The organism is Cupriavidus sp. 96C5-1, from assembly GCF_057798855.1.
This window is the reverse complement of record NZ_JBYOJU010000001.1, coordinates 50,972-66,762: the sequence shown is the minus strand read 5'-3', so window position 1 is coordinate 66,762 and position 15,791 is coordinate 50,972. Positions and strand designations below refer to the sequence as shown.

The window sequence follows — 15,791 nt, the reverse complement described above, 5'->3', positions numbered from 1 at the left end:
GCCGGGCAAAGGTGCGGCAGCGCGCGGTGCAGGGTCAAGGTAATTGAGGGTTGTGCCAGAATGAAGCAAGGCGGTTCCGCCCAGGCACGCGGCCACGGACGCAAGCAATGCACCGTCCGGGCGCGCGCGCCGCGCCGCCCGCGCCCATTCGGAACAGCCGCCAAGCCGCAATCAGGAAAGCCGCAATGACAACCACGAAAGTCCTGGAATACTTTGCCAGTCTCGTGGCAGACGAGGACGGTATCCCGCTTACCGAGACCGTGCTTTCGATCGCCCAGGATGCCTACCCGGACCTGGACCTGCAGGCCGAGCTCGCCACGCTCGACATGCTCGCGGTACGCCTGAAGCGCCGTGTCGCAGAGGGCACGCCGGCCATCCAGCGCATGCGCCTGCTCAACCATTTCTTCTACCGCGACCTCGGCTTCGGCGCCAACGCGAACGATTATTACGACCCCGACAACTCTTACCTGAACGTCGTGCTCAAGCAGCGGCGCGGTATTCCGATCTCGCTGGCGGTCCTCTATATGGAACTGGGCCAGCAGATCGGCCTGCCGCTCAAGGGCGTGTCCTTCCCCAATCATTTCCTGGTGCGGATGTCGATTCCCGCCGGCGAGGTCGTGGTGGACCCGCTCACCGGCGAGACGCTGTCGAAGGAGCAGTTGCAGGAGATGCTCGACCCGCACCTGGAGCGCGAGGGCATTGCCGACCCCAACGAAGTGCCGCTAGGCCTGTTCCTGCAGGTGGCAAGCCACCGCGAGATCGTGGCGCGCGTGCTGCGCAACCTCAAGTCGATCTATCTGCAGGAGTCGCGCTGGCAGCGCTTGCTGGGGGTGCAGAACCGGCTGGTGATCCTGCTGCCGGGCTCGATCGAGGAAGTGCGCGACCGGGGGCTGGCCTATGCCAACCTGGAGTGCTTCCGGCCGGCGCTGGCCGACCTGGAAGCCTATGTGATGGCGCGCCCGGATGCCGCCGACACCACCCAGATCCGGGACCGCATGCCCGCACTGCGCATGATGAGCCGCAGCGTGAGCTGATCGCCGGCGGGGCTGTCGCGGCTACCGCCGCGCCAGCCCCGCCCGCCTGCCTCAGGAAGTACGGCGCTTGCCGCCGCGCACGAGTTTCCACAGCCCGCCCAGCATCAGCGGCACGATGGCCGCGCCGATGCCCGCCAGCACGATCAGGTTCAGGTACTGCTTGATGAAAGGCAGGTTGCCGAAGAAATAGCCGGCGAACACCAGGCCCAGGACCCAGGCGGCCGCGCCAAGCACGTTGAACAGCTGGAACTTGGCGAAGGTCATCTGCGACACCCCGGCAACGAAGGGCGCGAAGGTGCGCACGATCGGCAGGAAGCGGGCCATGACCAGCGTCTTGCCGCCGTGGCGCTCATAGAAATTGTGGGTCTTGCGCAGCGCCTGCTGGTCCAGGAAGCGCCAATGGCCGTCGAACACCTTGGGGCCCACCCAGCTGCCCACCAGATAGTTGACCGTATTGCCGCCGATGGCCGCCACCAGCAGCATGCCGACCAGCACCCATTCGTTCATATGGCCCGTGGCGCAGAAGGCGCCGGCGATGAACAGCAGCGAATCCCCTGGAAGGAAGGGCAGCACCACCAGGCCGGTCTCCGCGAAGACGATGGCAAAGAGAATGGCATAGACCCACGCGCCGTAGTTCTGGATGACGGTGCCTAGGTATTTGTCGACGTGCAGCAGCATGTCGAGAAACTGCAATACGATATCCAATTCGATCCCCGTTCTAGATTCGAAATTCTAAGTTCTCAATTCAGCCGACATCATACAAGACCGGGCTGACGCCAAAGTCACCTTATTGGGCCATTGGGCCGCCAGCGCGCACCGGATGCGCGGAGCCCAGGCGATGCACCCACGTATAATTCCGTCCATGCCCGCCCAAGCCTCGCACCCCGCTCAGCCGCTCCGTCCCATCCGCCCCCTGCCCGACCAGCTGATCAGCCAGATCGCGGCCGGCGAGGTGGTGGAGCGTCCCGCCTCCGTGGTCAAGGAACTGCTTGAAAACGCCCTCGACGCCGGTGCCACCCAGCTCAATATCCGCCTGGAAGAAGGCGGCGTGCGCCGGATCGTGATCGCCGACAACGGCTGCGGCATCCCGGCCGCGGAACTGCCGGTCGCGCTGATGCGCCACGCCACCAGCAAGATCGCCTCGCTGGACGAACTGGAAGCGGTGCTGACGCTGGGTTTCCGCGGCGAGGCCCTGGCCTCGATCGCCTCGGTCTCCGAGCTGACGCTGACCAGCCGCACCGCCGGCGACTCCCATGCCATGCAGGTCGTCGCCGACACCGGCAGCGTGCAGCCTGCCTCGGGCGGCGTCGGGACCACCGTCGACGTGCAGCACCTGTACTTCAACACGCCGGCGCGCCGAAAGTTCCTCAAATCGGAACAAACCGAGTTCGGCCACTGCCTGGAGATGGTGCGGCGCGCGGCGCTGGCACGCCCGGACGTGGCCATCTCGGTGCACCACAACGGCAAGCCGATGGAGCACTGGAACGCGGGCGACGTCGCCACGCGCACCGGCCAGGTGCTCGGCGCCGAGTTCGCGCGGGCCCGCCTGGCGCTGGACGAAGAGGCCGGCGACCTGCACCTGTATGGGTTCGCCGGGCTGCCCACGGCGTCGCGCGGCCGCCCCGACCAGCAGTTCTTCTTCGTCAACGGCCGTTACGTGCGCGATAAGCTGCTCACCCACGCGGTGCGCAGCGCCTACCAGGACGTGCTGCACGGCGACCGTTTCCCCTCCTATGTGCTGTGCCTGGACCTGCCGCCGGAGATGGTGGACGTGAACGTGCACCCGTCCAAGATCGAGGTGCGCTTCCGCGAATCGCGCGGGGTGCACCAGTTCGTCTACCACGCCGTGCAGCGCTGCCTGGCGCGCCAGGCCGGCGAACAGGGCGACAGCCTGCATACCAGCCCGGACGCCGATGACGCGCCCGCCCCGGCTGGTGCCTCTGGCACCAGCGGCTTCGGGAGCGCCGGCAGGCCTGGCGGATCGGGCGGCTTCGGCGGCTCGGGCAGGACCGCTGGCGCCGGTGGCACAGGCGGCCCCAATGCCGGCGCTCGCCCGTGGGTCGATTACAGCGCCGCCGCGCGCCAGACCGAACTCGGCATCGCCCAGCCGCGGCAGGCCTACCTCGGCATGATGCGCGACGCAATCCAGCCGGCAGCCGGGGCAACCGCAAATGGCTTCTCCCGCTCCCCGGCCACCGGCCCCGGCAGCACGCCCCCGGCCTGGCTGGCCGATGCGCAGGCCGCGCGCGAGAACGACCCGCCCGGCCTGCTCGAACAGCTGCCCCGGCAGGAATTCGCCGAAGACGACGCCAACCCGCTGGGCTATGCCATCGCGCAGCTGCACGGCATCTATGTGCTGGCGCAGAACGCGCGCGGCCTGGTGCTGGTGGATATGCACGCGGCCCACGAGCGTATCCTGTACGAGCAGATCAAGACCGCGCTCGAGGCACGCGAGCTCGCGGTGCAACCGCTGCTGATCCCGGTCACGCTGACCGCCAGCCCGGTGGAAATCGGCGCCGCGGAGGAACACCAGGAAACCCTTGCCCTGCTCGGCTTCGACATCGCCCCGGTCTCGCCCACCACGCTGGCGATACGCGCCATCCCGGCCCTGCTCAAGCAAGCCGACACCGAAGCGCTGGCGCGCGACGTGCTGCGCGACCTGCAGGCCTTCGGTGGCTCGCGCGTGCTGGTCGAGCGCCAGAACGAACTGCTGGCCACGCTGGCCTGCCACAGCGCGGTGCGCGCCAACCGCAAGCTCACCGTGGAAGAAATGAACGCGCTGCTGCGCCAGATGGAACAGACCGAGCGCGCCGACCAGTGCAACCACGGCCGGCCCACCTGGGTGCAGTTGTCGGTGGCCGAGCTCGACCGCCTGTTCCTGCGCGGGCAGTAAGCCCGGCCATGGCCTGACCCGCTTTATCATCCCATTGCCTTGACCACTACCGCTTCCTTGACCGCACCGGCCCACGCGCCGGTGGTCTGCCTGCTCGGCCCCACCGCCTCTGGCAAGACCGCCGCGGCGCTGGCGCTGGCCGCGCAGGCGCCGATCGAGATCATCAGCCTGGACTCGGCACTGGTCTACCGCGAGATGGACATCGGCACCGCCAAACCCTCGCCGGCCGAACTGGCCGCGGTGCCGCACCACCTGATCGACATCATCGACCCGGCGGACAGCTACTCGGCCGCCCAGTTCGTGACCGACGCCGAGCGGCTGATCGCCGATATCCGTTCGCGCGGCCGCGAACCGCTGATCGTCGGCGGCACCATGCTGTACTACAAGGCGCTGACCCAGGGCCTGAACGATCTGCCGCAGGCCGACCCGGCCGTGCGCGCGGAGCTCGACGCACTGGCCGCGCAACGCGGCTGGCCGGCGTTGCACGCGATGCTGGCGCAAGCCGACCCGGTCACGGCGGCGCGGCTGGCGCCCAACGATGCCCAGCGCATCCAGCGCGCGCTGGAGATCCACCGCCTGACCGGCCAGCCGATGTCCGCGCTGCTGGCGCGGCAGGCCGACGAGCGCACCTTTGCCGGCGCCGCCGATCGCCGCTATCGCGTGATCGCGCTGGAGCCGTCAGACCGCGCGGTGCTGCACGCGCGCATCGCCACCCGCTACGACGCCATGCTGTCCGGCGGCTTGATCGAGGAAGTGGAACGGCTGCGCGCGCGCGGCGACCTGCAGCCCACGCTGCCTTCGATCCGCTGCGTCGGCTACCGCCAGGTGTGGGAATACCTCGACGGCGAGACCGACTTCGCCACCATGCGCGAACGCGGCCTGGCGGCCACCCGCCAGCTCTGCAAGCGCCAGCTGACCTGGCTGCGCAGCACGCCGGAACGCGAGGTGGTGGACTGCCTGGCAGCAGGCTATGCCGCGCAGGTGGCGCGGCTGGCAAGGATCGGGCAGGCGTAGCGGCGCCATGGCGGGATGTGACGGATAGGCGATAATCGCTTTTTTGTCCCTTGCCGATACCGTCAAACCCGCCATGCCCGCCACCGATTTCATACTGCGCCCCGCCACCCCCGACGACTGCGCAACCCTGCTCGCGCTGATCACGGCGCTGGCCGAATACGAGAAGCTCACCCACCTGGTCGAAGCCACGCCGGAAAAGCTGCGCGCAGCCCTGTTCGGCGCGCACCCGCATGCCGAGGCGGTGCTGGTGGAGGCGCCGGGTGCACAGGGTGCGCAAGCCGTCGGCTTCGCCCTGTTCTTCCACAATTTCTCCACCTTCCTGGCCAAACCCGGGCTGTATCTGGAAGACCTCTATGTGGACCCGGCATGGCGCGGCCACGGCCTGGGCAAGATGCTGCTCAAGTACCTCGCGGCGCTGGCGCTCGAGCGCGGCTGCGGCCGCTTCGAATGGAGCGTGCTGGACTGGAACACACCGTCGATCGAGTTTTACCGGGCGATGGGGGCGGACGTGATGCCGGACTGGCGGATTTGCCGCGTTACCGGGGAGGCGCTGGAGAAGCTGGGAGCGGTTGCGTAACCCGGTCCTCCATGCATCGACGGTTTGCCCCTCTCCCCATGAGGGGCTGAGTAAACACCGTCGTCATTCCAAGCGGTTCTGGCGCATGCTGTCGGCTTCGGCCTGCGCTCCATCGATAAAAAAAACGGCACATGCCTGAGCATGTGCCGTTTTTTTATCGAAAGCCGGAAACTCAGGCCACGATGGTCTGCGCCTGGCCTTCTTCACGCTCGCGGATCTCGCCGATCTGCCACACGGCTTCGCCGGCGGCCTGCAGGTGGCGGATGGCGCGGTCAGCGTCTTCCTTGGCGACGATCACCACCATGCCGATGCCGCAGTTGAACACGCGGTGCATTTCGTCGTCGGCCACGTTGCCGTGGGCTTGCAGCCACTGGAACAGCGGCGGCAGGGTCCAGGCGTCGCGTTGCAGCACGGCGGTGACGTTCTGCGCCAGCACGCGCGGCACGTTCTCGGTCAGGCCGCCGCCGGTGATGTGGGCCATGCCCTTGACCGGCAGGGTCTCGATCAGCGACAGCAGCGGCTTCACGTAGATGCGGGTGGGCGCCATGATGGCGTCCTGCAGGCGCTGGCCGTGGAAGTCGCCGTTCAGGTCCGGCTTGGCCACTTCGATGATCTTGCGCACCAGCGAGTAGCCGTTGGAGTGCGCGCCCGACGAAGCCAGGCCCAGCACGACGTCGCCCGGCACGATGGTGCTGCCGTCGATGATGCGGCTCTTCTCCACCGCGCCCACCGCGAAGCCGGCCAGGTCGTATTCGCCATCGGGGTACATGCTCGGCATCTCGGCGGTCTCGCCGCCGATCAGCGCACAGCCCGACAGCTCGCAGCCATGGGCGATGCCCTGGATCACGGTGGCGGCGGTTTCCACGTCAAGCTTGCCGCAGGCGAAGTAGTCGAGGAAGAACAGCGGCTCGGCGCCCTGCACCAGGATGTCGTTGACGCTCATGGCCACCAGGTCCTGGCCCACGGTGTCGTGGCGGTTGAGCTGGAAGGCCAGCTTGAGCTTGGTGCCCACGCCGTCGGTGCCTGACACCAGCACCGGCTCCTTGTACTTCTTGGATAGCTCGAACAGCGCGCCGAAGCCCCCGATGCCGGCCATCACGCCCTCGCGCATGGTGCGCTTGGCAAACGGCTTGATACGATCGACGAGCGCGTCGCCCGCGTCGATATCGACGCCGGCATCGCGGTAGGAAAGGCCTGCCTGGCCGGAAGTGGGGGATGCGCTCATGTGAACCTGCTTGTCCTGGAGGTGTGAAGTGAGTAATGCGGCGCTCACGACGGCGATTTGCGGCCGCGAGTCCAGTAGAATTGCAATTTTAACGGATACAGGCTTCCGGCTTCCAGTTTCCGGTGTGCCGCGTCATGAAGCCCTGCCCCCAGCCATTCCCGATGAAGTTGTTTCCGGCGGCCATTGGCCGGTCTGGCCACGCCTGCGAGGCGGTCGGCGCAAGACCGGCGCGACGCGTTTACCTGACAGCTGACCTTTACCGTAAGTAACCGATACGTCATGTTTTCGCGCCCCAAGCAGCTTTCGCTGGAACTTGGCAGTCCGCCACCCTCGACCTTCGAGAATTTTTTCGTGGCTGCCAACCGCGAACCGGTGCAACGCCTGCGCGACCTGGCCGCGGCCGTGGCGCAGGAGCGGGCCGCCGACCGCCTGATCTATCTGTGGGGCGAAGTGGGCTCGGGCCGCACTCACCTGCTGCACGCGGTGTGCGACAGCGGCTACCAGGCCGGCATCCGCTGCCGTTACCTGAGCCCGCATCATGCCTTGTCGGATTTCATCTTCGACCCGAGCTGCCAGCTCTACACCGTGGATGACGTCGAACTGCTCGACGAAGCGCGCCAGATCGCCGTGTTCTCGCTGTACAACGAGGTGCGCGCCCACGTGCGCACCGCCATCGTGGTAGCCGGCAGCCAGGCACCGCTGGCCATGCCGGTGCGCGAGGACCTGCGCACCCGGCTGGGCTGGGGCCTGGTCTACCAGCTCGCGCCGCTGTCCGACGAGGACAAGATGACGGCGCTGGTGCAGGCCGCCCGCGAGCGCGGCCTGCAGCTTTCGCCGGAAATCCCGCACTGGCTGGTCACGCGCCACTACCGCGACATGCCCAGCCTGATGGCGTTGCTGGATGCGCTGGACACGTATTCGCTGGAGCGCAAGCGTGCCGTCACCCTGCCCCTGCTGCGTGAAATGTTCGCCGAACTGCGGGAGTGAGCAAGGGCTGCCGGTGTAGCGCACGCTGCCCTTGGCATGCCCCATGCTTGTATCCGACGTCACCCAGCTACTTAAAGAAACGGCCCAAGTCACGTTAATGTAAAATCGCCGCCCATGAATCTGGCATTGTTCGACCTCGACCACACCCTGCTCCCAACCGACAGCGACCACGAATGGGGGCGCTTCCTGGTGCGCCTAGGCGTTGTCGACGAGGAAGCCTACCGCCGCAGGAACGACGAGTTCTATGGGCAGTACAAGGCGGGCACCCTGGATATCCGGGCTTTCCTGCGTTTCGCGCTGGCGCCGCTGGCCGCCAATCCGCGCGACCGCCTGGAGGCATGGCGCGGGCAATTCATGCGGGAAGTGATCGATCCGGTGGTCACGCCGCAGGCGCGTGCGCTGGTCTACAAGCACCTCGACGCCGGCGACCTGTGCGCGGTGGTCACCGCCACCAACAGCTTTGTCACCGCACCGATCGCCACGGCCTTTGGCATCAAGCATCTGATCGCCACCGAGCCAGCGACCGCCAGCGGCCTGCCCGACGGCGCCTTCACCGGCGAAGTCGCAGGCATTCCCTGCTTCCGCGAGGGCAAGATCGCCCGCGTCGAAGCCTGGCTCAAGAGCATGGGCACCCAATGGGATGCCTTCGAAACCACCACCTTCTACAGCGATTCGGCCAACGACCTGCCGCTACTGGAAAAGGTCAGCGAACCGATCGCCGCCAACCCGGACGATCGCCTGCGTCACCACGCCGCCGCGGCCGGCTGGCGCATCATGGATCTGTTCTGACGTGATCAAGAAGCTAATCAACCGGCTGCTCGGCAAGCCGGGCTCCCAGCAGCGCCCCGCCGCCAAACGCCGTGGCAGCCGTGCCCATACGCCGCGCATCGTGGCGCATGACGAACATCAGATCGACCAGTCGCTGATCTCGCGCAACGCCATCAAGGTCACCTCCACGCTGCAGCAGGCGGGATACCAGGCCTTTATCGTCGGCGGCGCGGTGCGCGACCTGTTGCTGGGCATCAAGCCCAAGGATTTCGACGTCGCCACCAATGCCACGCCGGACCAGGTGCAAGCCCTGTTCCGCCGCTCGCGCATCATCGGCCGGCGCTTCCAGATCGTGCATGTGACCTTCTACGGCGGGCGCGAGCAGGAGATCATCGAAGTCTCCACCTTCCGCGCCCTGGTCGATGCCGTCGCCAGCGAGACGCTGCCCGAAGGGCGCCGCCTCAAGCGCGCCGAACTGGACAGCAAGACCCATGCGATCGACGCCTCCGGGCGCGTGCTGCGCGACAACGTATGGGGCTCGCAGTCGGAAGACGCGGAACGCCGCGACTTCACCATCAACGCGATGTATTACGACCCTGCCCAACAGACGGTGCATGACTATCACCAGGGCATGGAAGACATCCGCGCGCGCACGCTGCGCATGATCGGCGACCCGGTCACGCGCTATCGCGAAGACCCGATCCGCATGCTGCGCGTGGTGCGTTTCGCCGCCAAGACCGGTTTCACCATCGACGAGGCCACCCGCCAACCGATCGCCGACCTCGCCTCGCTGATCCACAACGTGCCCAGCGCGCGCCTGTTCGACGAGATGCTCAAGCTGCTGATGTCGGGCCACGCCTGGGCCTCGCTGCAGGAGTTGCGCAAGGCCGGGCTGCACCGCGGCCTGCTGCCGCTGCTGGACGTCGCGCTGGAGCAGCCGATGGGCCAGCGCTTCGTGCAGCTGGCGCTGGACAACACCGACCAGCGCGTGCAGGTCGGCAAGCCGGTGTCGCCTGGCTTCCTGTTCGCCGCGCTGCTGTGGCACCACGTGCTGCAGCGCTGGACCACGCTGCGCGAGGAGGGCGAACACGCCATCGCCGCGCTCAATACGGCCATGGACGACGTGCTCGAGCGCCAGACCGGCCAGCTCGCCATCCAGCGCCGCTTTGTCACCGATATGCGGGACATCTGGGGCATGCAGCCGCGCTTCGAGAAGCGCGTGGGCCGTATGCCGTTCCGCCTGATCGAATCCCCGCGTTTCCGCGCCGGCTACGACTTCCTCTACCTGCGTTGCGAATCCGGCGAGCAGCCGGCCGAACTGGCACGCTGGTGGCAGGACTTCCAGAACGCCGATAGCGAGGGCCGCGAAGCCCTGATCGATGCCGTGCGCCCGTCGCGCGGTGGCGGCAAGCAGGGCGGCGGCGCCGGTGGAACCGGCGGCGGCGAGAGCGGCGAGTTTGCCGACGACGGCGAGGGTGGCGGCCCGGCACGCAAGAAGCGCCGCCGGCGCGCTCCGCGGAAATCGGATAAAGTTTCTGCGCGCAGTGATATGGACGCGAGCCCGGAACCCGGCTCGACTGCAGACCGGAAAGCCGGCAAGGTGCGCGTCCAGCCGGAGGAATCGTAATGACACTTGCCTTTATCGGCATCGGGGCCAACCTGGGCGACGCCCGGCAGGCCCTGAAAGATGCCATCGTATGCCTGGCCCAGCAGGTCGGCATCACGGTGATGGCGAGATCGTCGCTCTATCGCACGGCTCCCGTCGATGCGACAGGCGACGACTATTACAACGCAGTGGTCAAGGTGGAAACCTCGTTTACCGCCCTCCAGCTGCTGCGCATCTGTCACCACATCGAAGACCAGTTCGGCCGCGAGCGGCCGTTCCACAATGCGCCGCGCACCCTCGACCTGGACCTGCTGCTGTTCGGCGGCGAAATCCACCAGGAAGAGCACCTGATCGTGCCGCATCCGCGCGTGACCGAACGCGCCTTCACGCTGGTGCCGCTGCTTGAACTCGACGCCGACCTGGCCATCCCCGGCCTCGGCCGCGCGGCCGATTACCTGGCCGCGGTCAATGCGCAGCGCATCGAAAAGATCTCGTTCTGCCAATGCACGCGGCAGCGGGAAGCGCGCGACGCGTCCTGAGCCATGACCGGCATCGGCCAACCGGGCCCGCGCCATCCGCCCCCTTTGCCTGCCTTTCCTTAGCCGACAGGACCCGCCCATGCTCGATCATCTGCGCCGCATCGTGGTGGAAGGCCCCATCGGGGCCGGCAAGACCGCCCTCGCACAGCGCCTGGCGCAAACCCTGCGCATCGGCGAGCTGCTCGACTCGGCCCGCGAAAACCCTTTCCTGGAACGCTATTACCGCGAGCCGGCACGCTATGCCCTGCCGCTGCAGCTGTCGCTGATGAACCAGCGCGCGCAGCAGCTCCAGGCCTGGCAGGCGGCGCTGCTGGCCGGGCAGCGCATGGTGGGCAACTTCCTCCATACCAGGGACCGGCTCTATGCCGGGCTGACCTTGCCAGCCGACGAACTGGCGCTGTACGACGCCCTTGCCGCGCGCCTGCCCGCCCAGGGCCAGCGGGTGGACCTCGTCATCGTGCTGCAGGCCTCGCCTGCCCTGCTGCGCGAGCGCATCGCGCGCCGCAACGCGCCGGGCGAGTCCAGCATCGACGATGCCTACCTGGAGCGCCTGGCCGATGCCTACGGCGAGCTGTTCCACCGCTACGACGAGGCGCCGGTCATGATCGTCGACACCGCCCACTTCAGTCCGGTGGACAATGACGGAGATTTCCGTACACTACTGTCGCGCATCGAAAACATGCGCGGCCGCAAGGCCTTTCTCAATCTCGCTGCGCCCTGACAGGTTCCCGCCTGCCAGCCTTAACCATAACGACAACAGTCGCTGCCGCGAAGCCGGCGGCCCGCATCGACCGGGCTGCGTGCCTCGGGGCAAGGCGAACTGAAAGGGACAGAGGCCTGGCCGCATTGAAGCCGATGCAAAAAGCAGATCGACGATGGTCGGTCACCGATGCATGGATGCACTGCGGCCGGCCCGGCTCCCCGTCTCTCTACCGGCCAACGTCATGAGTTACCTCCTCGACCCCTCCCGCAAGACCGTCACCATCCCAAAGCTGCAGGCCATGCGCGCCGCCGGCGAGAAAATCGCCATGCTGACCGCGTACGATTCCAGCTTCGCCGCGCTGCTCGACTACTGCGGGGTCGAGGTGCTGCTGGTCGGCGATTCCCTCGGCAATGTCATGCAGGGCCAGCAGACCACGCTGCCAGTGACGCTCGAGCAGATGGTCTATCACACCGAATGCGCGGCGCGCGGCAACCAGAGCGCACTGCTGGTGGCGGACCTGCCCTTCGGCACCTACCCGACGCCCGAGGCGGCCTTTGCCAGCGCCGTGGCGCTGATGCGCGCCGGCGCGCAGATGGTCAAGCTGGAAGGCGGCGACTGGCTCGCGCCTACCGTCAGGTTCCTGGTCGAGCGCAGCATTCCGGTGTGCGCCCATATCGGCCTGACGCCGCAGTCGGTGCACGCGCTGGGCGGCTTCAAGGTGCAGGGCAAGACCGACGAAGGCGCCGCGCAGATCAAGCGCGATGCGCTCGCGCTGCAGGCCGCCGGTGCCCAGCTGATCGTGATGGAAGCCGTACCCGCGGCAGTGGCCGGCGTGGTCACCGGCCTGCTGACCATCCCCACCATCGGCATCGGCGCCGGCGTGGATTGCTCCGGCCAGGTGCTGGTGCTGCAGGACATGCTCAACGTCTACCCGGGCCGCAAGGCCAAGTTCGTGCGTAACTTCATGGACGGCGCCACCTCGATCGAAGCCGCCGTGCGCGCCTACGTGGCGGCCGTGAAGGACGGCAGCTTCCCGGCCGTCGAGCACACCTTCTCGGCCTGACCGGCGCCGCCACGCACGGCTTCCCCGGCCTGTGCGTGGCGCTGGCCGGGCGGAAGCGCCTGGTTCAGCCTTCGACCAGCAATACCGCAGGCAGCACGCCGCGCAGCGAATTGGCCAGCGCCAGCGCTTCGGCGCGCAGCAGCATGGCCCGCGTGACGATCGCCTCGCGCACCGGGCCGCCCAGGTAGCGCGCGCCATGCGCCAGCACCGCCGCGCGCATCACGCCGGGCAGGATATCCGCCGCCAGCGGCGGCGTCAGCCACTCGCCATCCACCTTGACGAAGACCGAGCTGCGTCCGCCTTCCAGTAGTTCGCCGCGCGTATTGAAGAACAGGCTGTCGAAGGCCCCGGCCCGCTCGGCCGCCTGCCAGCCGGCGTCATAGACAGCGCGCACGCTGGTTTTATGGCGATGCAGCGCATTCACCACCGCGAGCGCCTGGGGTGCCAGCAGCACCCGCACCGGCACCGTGGCCAGCGGCGCCAGCGGGCCGTGGGCAATGGCAATGGTGCCGGCTTTGTCCAGCGCCAGCCGCAGGCGCCAGGTGCCGGCCCCAAGCTGCGCCGCCGCCGCGCGCACGGCCTCGAGCACGCTGGCGCGCTCGAAACAAAAGCCGAAGCAGGCGGCGGAAGCGGCCAGCCGCGCCAGGTGCTGGTCCAGGCGCAGGCATTGCCCGTCTTCCACCCGCATGGTCTCGAACAGGGTGAAGCCCGGATCGTGCGCGGTCAGGAAGCGGGCCTTCCAGCCGCACTCGGCATATTCGCCGGCGGCATCGCTGTCATGCACGATACCGCCGCCGACGCCCATCTCGCCGGGCCGCAATCCGTCAGGGCCCTGCGTGCCGAGGACTAGCGTGCGGATTGCCACCGACAGCGCGAAGGCGCCGGGCCATCGATTGCCCTGCCCGGCGGCGGGCGCGTCGATCCAGCCGATCGAGCCGGTGTAGAGGCCACGCGGGGCCGGCTCCAGTTCGCCGATGATCTGCATGGTGCGCCGTTTGGGCGCGCCGGTGATGGAGCCGCAGGGGAACAGCGCGCGCATCAGGTCGGCCAGGCTGGTGCCCGCACGCGCGGTGGCGGTCACGGTGGAAGTCATCTGCAACACCCGGCCGAAGGGCTGCACCGCGAAGCGGTCCGGCACGGCCACCGTGCCGGGCACGGCGATGCGGCCGAGATCGTTGCGCAGCAGGTCGACGATCATGACATTTTCGGCGCGGTTCTTGGCATCCTGCGCCAGCGCCGCCGCGGCCCCGGCATCGCGCGCGCTGTCGCCGGTGAGCGGTGCCGTGCCCTTCATCGGGCGCGCCAGCAGGCGGCCCTCGCCGTCATGCCGGACAAACAGTTCGGGTGACAGCGACAGCACCCAGCCCTCCCCGGGCAGCCGCGCCAGCGCTGCGTAGGGCACGGGCTGGGCGGCGCGCAGCGCGGCGTAGAGGGTCAGCGGATCGCCGAACTCCCGGAACCGCAAACGCTGCGTGAAGTTGACCTGATAAGTGTCGCCGGCTTCGATCCACTGATGGATCCGCGCGATGGCCGCATGGAAGGCGGGCTCCGGCGTGTCGGCGGTAACCTCCATCACGCCGGCCGGCTCGCCCGCCGGATCGCGGGCCTGCGCGAGCCACGCCCCGACCTCCCGCGTGTCGAGCCTGCGCATCTGCCTGAACCACAGCAGCCGCAATGCGCCATCGTGAAAAGGCAGCGCCTGGTCCACATGGACGGCGACACCGACCAGCGGTCCGCCGAATTCGTAAGGGGCAAACAGCGTGGCATGCCAGCCGTGGCGCCAGCCTTCGGCCAGCAGCGTGTCGAGCGTGCCGATGGCGGCGGCGTCGGGAAGCACGTCTTCGCGGGCAAAGCCGGTGTACAGGCGCGAGGATGCCTCGCCGGGCGCGGCGGTGGCGTCGTCGAGCAGGACGAAGGGCTCCGCAGATGCGGGCGCTTGCGGCGGCAGGCCGGGAGAGGGAGAGGAAGATGAGCGGGTCAGGGAGACAGCCACGGGGAAATCACCAGCGTAAATTGAGTTCGCCAGTCGGCGGGCGACATCGGCATTATCGCGCGCCCGCCCTCTCCCCGGCCCCTCTCCCTCAGGGAGAAGGTTGGGGAGAGGGGTGATTTGACTGGGAGCCACAGCGAGCGAAGCCAACGGTTTTGCCCACCCCCACAAAACAAAAAAGCCGGCCACGCCTTGACGCGTGGCCGGCCTCTACCCCTTGCCGGATCAGCTGAAGAAACTCTTCACCTTGTCCAGCCAGGATTGTTCCTGCGGGCTGTGGCGCGAGCCGCCTTCGTGCACCGAGCGGTCGAACTGGCGCAGGATGTCCTTCTGCGCCTCGGTCAGCTTGACCGGCGTTTCCACGTTGATGTGCACGTAGAGATCGCCGGGATAACCCGAGCGCACGCCCTTGATGCCCTTGCCGCGCAGGCGGAAGGTCTTGCCGGGCTGGGTGCCTTCGGGCACGGGGAAACTGGCCTTGCCGCCCAGCGTGGGCACTTCCAGGTCGCCGCCCAGCGCCGCCGTGGCGAAGGAAATCGGCATCTGGCAGTGCAGGTCGTCGCCGTCGCGCTCGAACACCGCGTGCTGCTTGATGTGGACTTCCACGTACAGGTCGCCCGGAGGGCCGCCGTTGATGCCCGGCTCGCCATTGCCCGAGGAGCGGATACGCATGCCCTCGTCGATGCCGGCGGGAATCTTCACTTCCAGCGTCTTCTGCGACTTCAGCTTGCCCTGGCCGTGGCACTTGGTGCAAGGCTTGGGAATATGCTTGCCGGTGCCGTGGCACTTGGGGCAGGTCTGCTGCATCGAGAAAAAGCCCTGCGACACGCGCACCTGGCCCGCGCCATGGCAGGTCGGGCAGGTTTCGACGTTGGTGCCGGGCTCGGCGCCGTTGCCGTGGCAGTGCTCGCACTCATCCCAGTGCGGCACGCGGATCTGCGCCTCGTGGCCGTGGGCTGCCTGCTCCAGCGTGATTTCCATGCTGTAGCGCAGGTCCGCGCCGCGGTACACCTGCGGACCGCCGCCCCGGCGTCCGCCGGCCTGGCCCTGCTGGCCGAAGATATCGCCGAAGATGTCGCCAAAGGCTTCGGCGAAGCCGCCGTAGCCCTGGCCGCCGCCACCGAAGCCGCCCGCCATATTGGGGTCGACGCCGGCGTGGCCGTACTGATCGTAGGCCGCTTTCTTCTCCGGGTCGGAGAGCATCTCGTAGGCCTCTTTGACCTCCTTGAATTTCTCTTCGGAATCCTTGCTGTCCGGATTGCGGTCCGGGTGGTGCTTCATCGCCAGCTTGCGATACGCCTTCTTGATGTCGTCGTCGCCGGCGTTCTTGCCCACCCCGAGCACTTCGTAGTAGTCACGTTTTGCCATGGTGGCTGCTTACCTGATTGGCCC

The 15,791-nt window shown here is 67.8% G+C and carries 14 protein-coding genes; 10 read left to right on the top strand and 4 right to left on the bottom strand.

Annotation, left to right across the window (positions count from 1 at the left end; translation table 11 throughout):
• Nucleotides 1-185 precede the first annotated feature (185 nt).
• A complete protein-coding gene (locus AC3FOF_RS00310; protein WP_017229653.1) occupies nt 186-1,034 on the top strand; it encodes a SirB1 family protein in 849 nt (282 codons plus the stop codon).
• Nucleotides 1,035-1,085: 51 nt separating this feature from the next.
• Here AC3FOF_RS00310 and AC3FOF_RS00305 read toward each other — a convergent pair whose 3' ends face one another.
• Nucleotides 1,086-1,727 (bottom strand): VTT domain-containing protein, encoded by a 642-nt coding sequence (locus tag AC3FOF_RS00305; protein WP_488725676.1) that lies wholly within the window; start codon nt 1,725-1,727, stop codon nt 1,086-1,088.
• A 169-nt stretch (nt 1,728-1,896) separates the two neighbouring features.
• Here AC3FOF_RS00305 and mutL point away from each other — a divergent pair, with 169 nt between their 5' ends.
• From mutL to AC3FOF_RS00290, 3 genes are all read left to right on the top strand, one after another.
• Nucleotides 1,897-3,927, top strand: a complete 2,031-nt coding sequence (mutL, locus tag AC3FOF_RS00300) for a DNA mismatch repair endonuclease MutL (RefSeq protein ID WP_276269263.1) — start codon at nt 1,897-1,899, stop codon at nt 3,925-3,927.
• A 57-nt stretch (nt 3,928-3,984) separates the two neighbouring features.
• Nucleotides 3,985-4,941, top strand: coding sequence for a tRNA (adenosine(37)-N6)-dimethylallyltransferase MiaA (miaA, locus tag AC3FOF_RS00295; protein ID WP_488725675.1), 957 nt, complete (start codon nt 3,985-3,987; stop codon nt 4,939-4,941).
• A gap of 73 nt (nt 4,942-5,014) precedes the next feature.
• A complete protein-coding gene (locus tag AC3FOF_RS00290) occupies nt 5,015-5,518 on the top strand; it encodes a GNAT family N-acetyltransferase (protein ID WP_276269261.1) in 504 nt (167 codons plus the stop codon).
• Nucleotides 5,519-5,690: 172 nt separating this feature from the next.
• Here the strand turns inward: AC3FOF_RS00290 and purM are convergent, their stop codons facing one another.
• The gene (gene purM / locus AC3FOF_RS00285) at nt 5,691-6,743 is read right to left on the bottom strand and encodes a phosphoribosylformylglycinamidine cyclo-ligase (RefSeq protein WP_017225789.1); all 1,053 of its coding nucleotides are present in this window, start codon (nt 6,741-6,743) and stop codon (nt 5,691-5,693) included.
• 279 nt (nt 6,744-7,022) lie between these two features.
• Between purM and hda the strand changes: the two genes are divergently transcribed.
• From hda to panB, 6 genes are all read left to right on the top strand, one after another.
• A complete protein-coding gene (gene hda / locus AC3FOF_RS00280) occupies nt 7,023-7,730 on the top strand; it encodes a DnaA regulatory inactivator Hda (RefSeq protein ID WP_017225790.1) in 708 nt (235 codons plus the stop codon).
• A 114-nt stretch (nt 7,731-7,844) separates the two neighbouring features.
• Nucleotides 7,845-8,519 (top strand): histidinol-phosphatase, encoded by a 675-nt coding sequence (locus AC3FOF_RS00275; RefSeq protein ID WP_276269260.1) that lies wholly within the window; start codon nt 7,845-7,847, stop codon nt 8,517-8,519.
• A 1-nt stretch (nt 8,520) separates the two neighbouring features.
• A complete protein-coding gene (gene pcnB / locus AC3FOF_RS00270; protein ID WP_488725495.1) occupies nt 8,521-10,125 on the top strand; it encodes a polynucleotide adenylyltransferase PcnB in 1,605 nt (534 codons plus the stop codon).
• Complete coding sequence (gene folK / locus AC3FOF_RS00265; RefSeq protein ID WP_017225793.1) at nt 10,125-10,643, top strand: 2-amino-4-hydroxy-6-hydroxymethyldihydropteridine diphosphokinase; 519 nt, start codon at nt 10,125-10,127, stop codon at nt 10,641-10,643. Before pcnB ends, folK begins: the two co-directional genes overlap by 1 nt.
• 79 nt (nt 10,644-10,722) lie before the next feature.
• Nucleotides 10,723-11,364: a deoxynucleoside kinase gene (locus tag AC3FOF_RS00260; protein ID WP_488725494.1), complete on the top strand. Its 642-nt coding sequence runs from the start codon at nt 10,723-10,725 to the stop codon at nt 11,362-11,364.
• A gap of 223 nt (nt 11,365-11,587) precedes the next feature.
• Nucleotides 11,588-12,409: a 3-methyl-2-oxobutanoate hydroxymethyltransferase gene (gene panB / locus AC3FOF_RS00255; RefSeq protein ID WP_017225795.1), complete on the top strand. Its 822-nt coding sequence runs from the start codon at nt 11,588-11,590 to the stop codon at nt 12,407-12,409.
• A gap of 64 nt (nt 12,410-12,473) precedes the next feature.
• Here panB and AC3FOF_RS00250 read toward each other — a convergent pair whose 3' ends face one another.
• Both AC3FOF_RS00250 and dnaJ read right to left on the bottom strand, forming a co-directional pair.
• The gene (locus tag AC3FOF_RS00250; RefSeq protein WP_488725493.1) at nt 12,474-14,402 is read right to left on the bottom strand and encodes a chorismate-binding protein; all 1,929 of its coding nucleotides are present in this window, start codon (nt 14,400-14,402) and stop codon (nt 12,474-12,476) included.
• Between the two features lie 222 nt (nt 14,403-14,624).
• A complete protein-coding gene (gene dnaJ, locus AC3FOF_RS00245) occupies nt 14,625-15,767 on the bottom strand; it encodes a molecular chaperone DnaJ (protein ID WP_017228325.1) in 1,143 nt (380 codons plus the stop codon).
• Nucleotides 15,768-15,791: the final 24 nt, after the last annotated feature.

What these genes read in the sequence shown, in the direction of transcription:
- folK (WP_017225793.1), top strand. Translation starts at nt 10,125, where the DNA reads ATGACACTTGCCTTTATCGGCATCGGGGCCAACCTGGGCGACGCCCGG.
- panB (WP_017225795.1), top strand. Translation starts at nt 11,588, where the DNA reads ATGAGTTACCTCCTCGACCCCTCCCGCAAGACCGTCACCATCCCAAAG.
- AC3FOF_RS00275 (WP_276269260.1), top strand. Translation starts at nt 7,845, where the DNA reads ATGAATCTGGCATTGTTCGACCTCGACCACACCCTGCTCCCAACCGAC.
- AC3FOF_RS00310 (WP_017229653.1), top strand. Translation starts at nt 186, where the DNA reads ATGACAACCACGAAAGTCCTGGAATACTTTGCCAGTCTCGTGGCAGAC.
- hda (WP_017225790.1), top strand. Translation starts at nt 7,023, where the DNA reads ATGTTTTCGCGCCCCAAGCAGCTTTCGCTGGAACTTGGCAGTCCGCCA.
- AC3FOF_RS00290 (WP_276269261.1), top strand. Translation starts at nt 5,015, where the DNA reads ATGCCCGCCACCGATTTCATACTGCGCCCCGCCACCCCCGACGACTGC.
- mutL (WP_276269263.1), top strand. Translation starts at nt 1,897, where the DNA reads ATGCCCGCCCAAGCCTCGCACCCCGCTCAGCCGCTCCGTCCCATCCGC.
- AC3FOF_RS00260 (WP_488725494.1), top strand. Translation starts at nt 10,723, where the DNA reads ATGCTCGATCATCTGCGCCGCATCGTGGTGGAAGGCCCCATCGGGGCC.
- purM (WP_017225789.1), bottom strand. Translation starts at nt 6,743, where the DNA reads ATGAGCGCATCCCCCACTTCCGGCCAGGCAGGCCTTTCCTACCGCGAT.
- dnaJ (WP_017228325.1), bottom strand. Translation starts at nt 15,767, where the DNA reads ATGGCAAAACGTGACTACTACGAAGTGCTCGGGGTGGGCAAGAACGCC.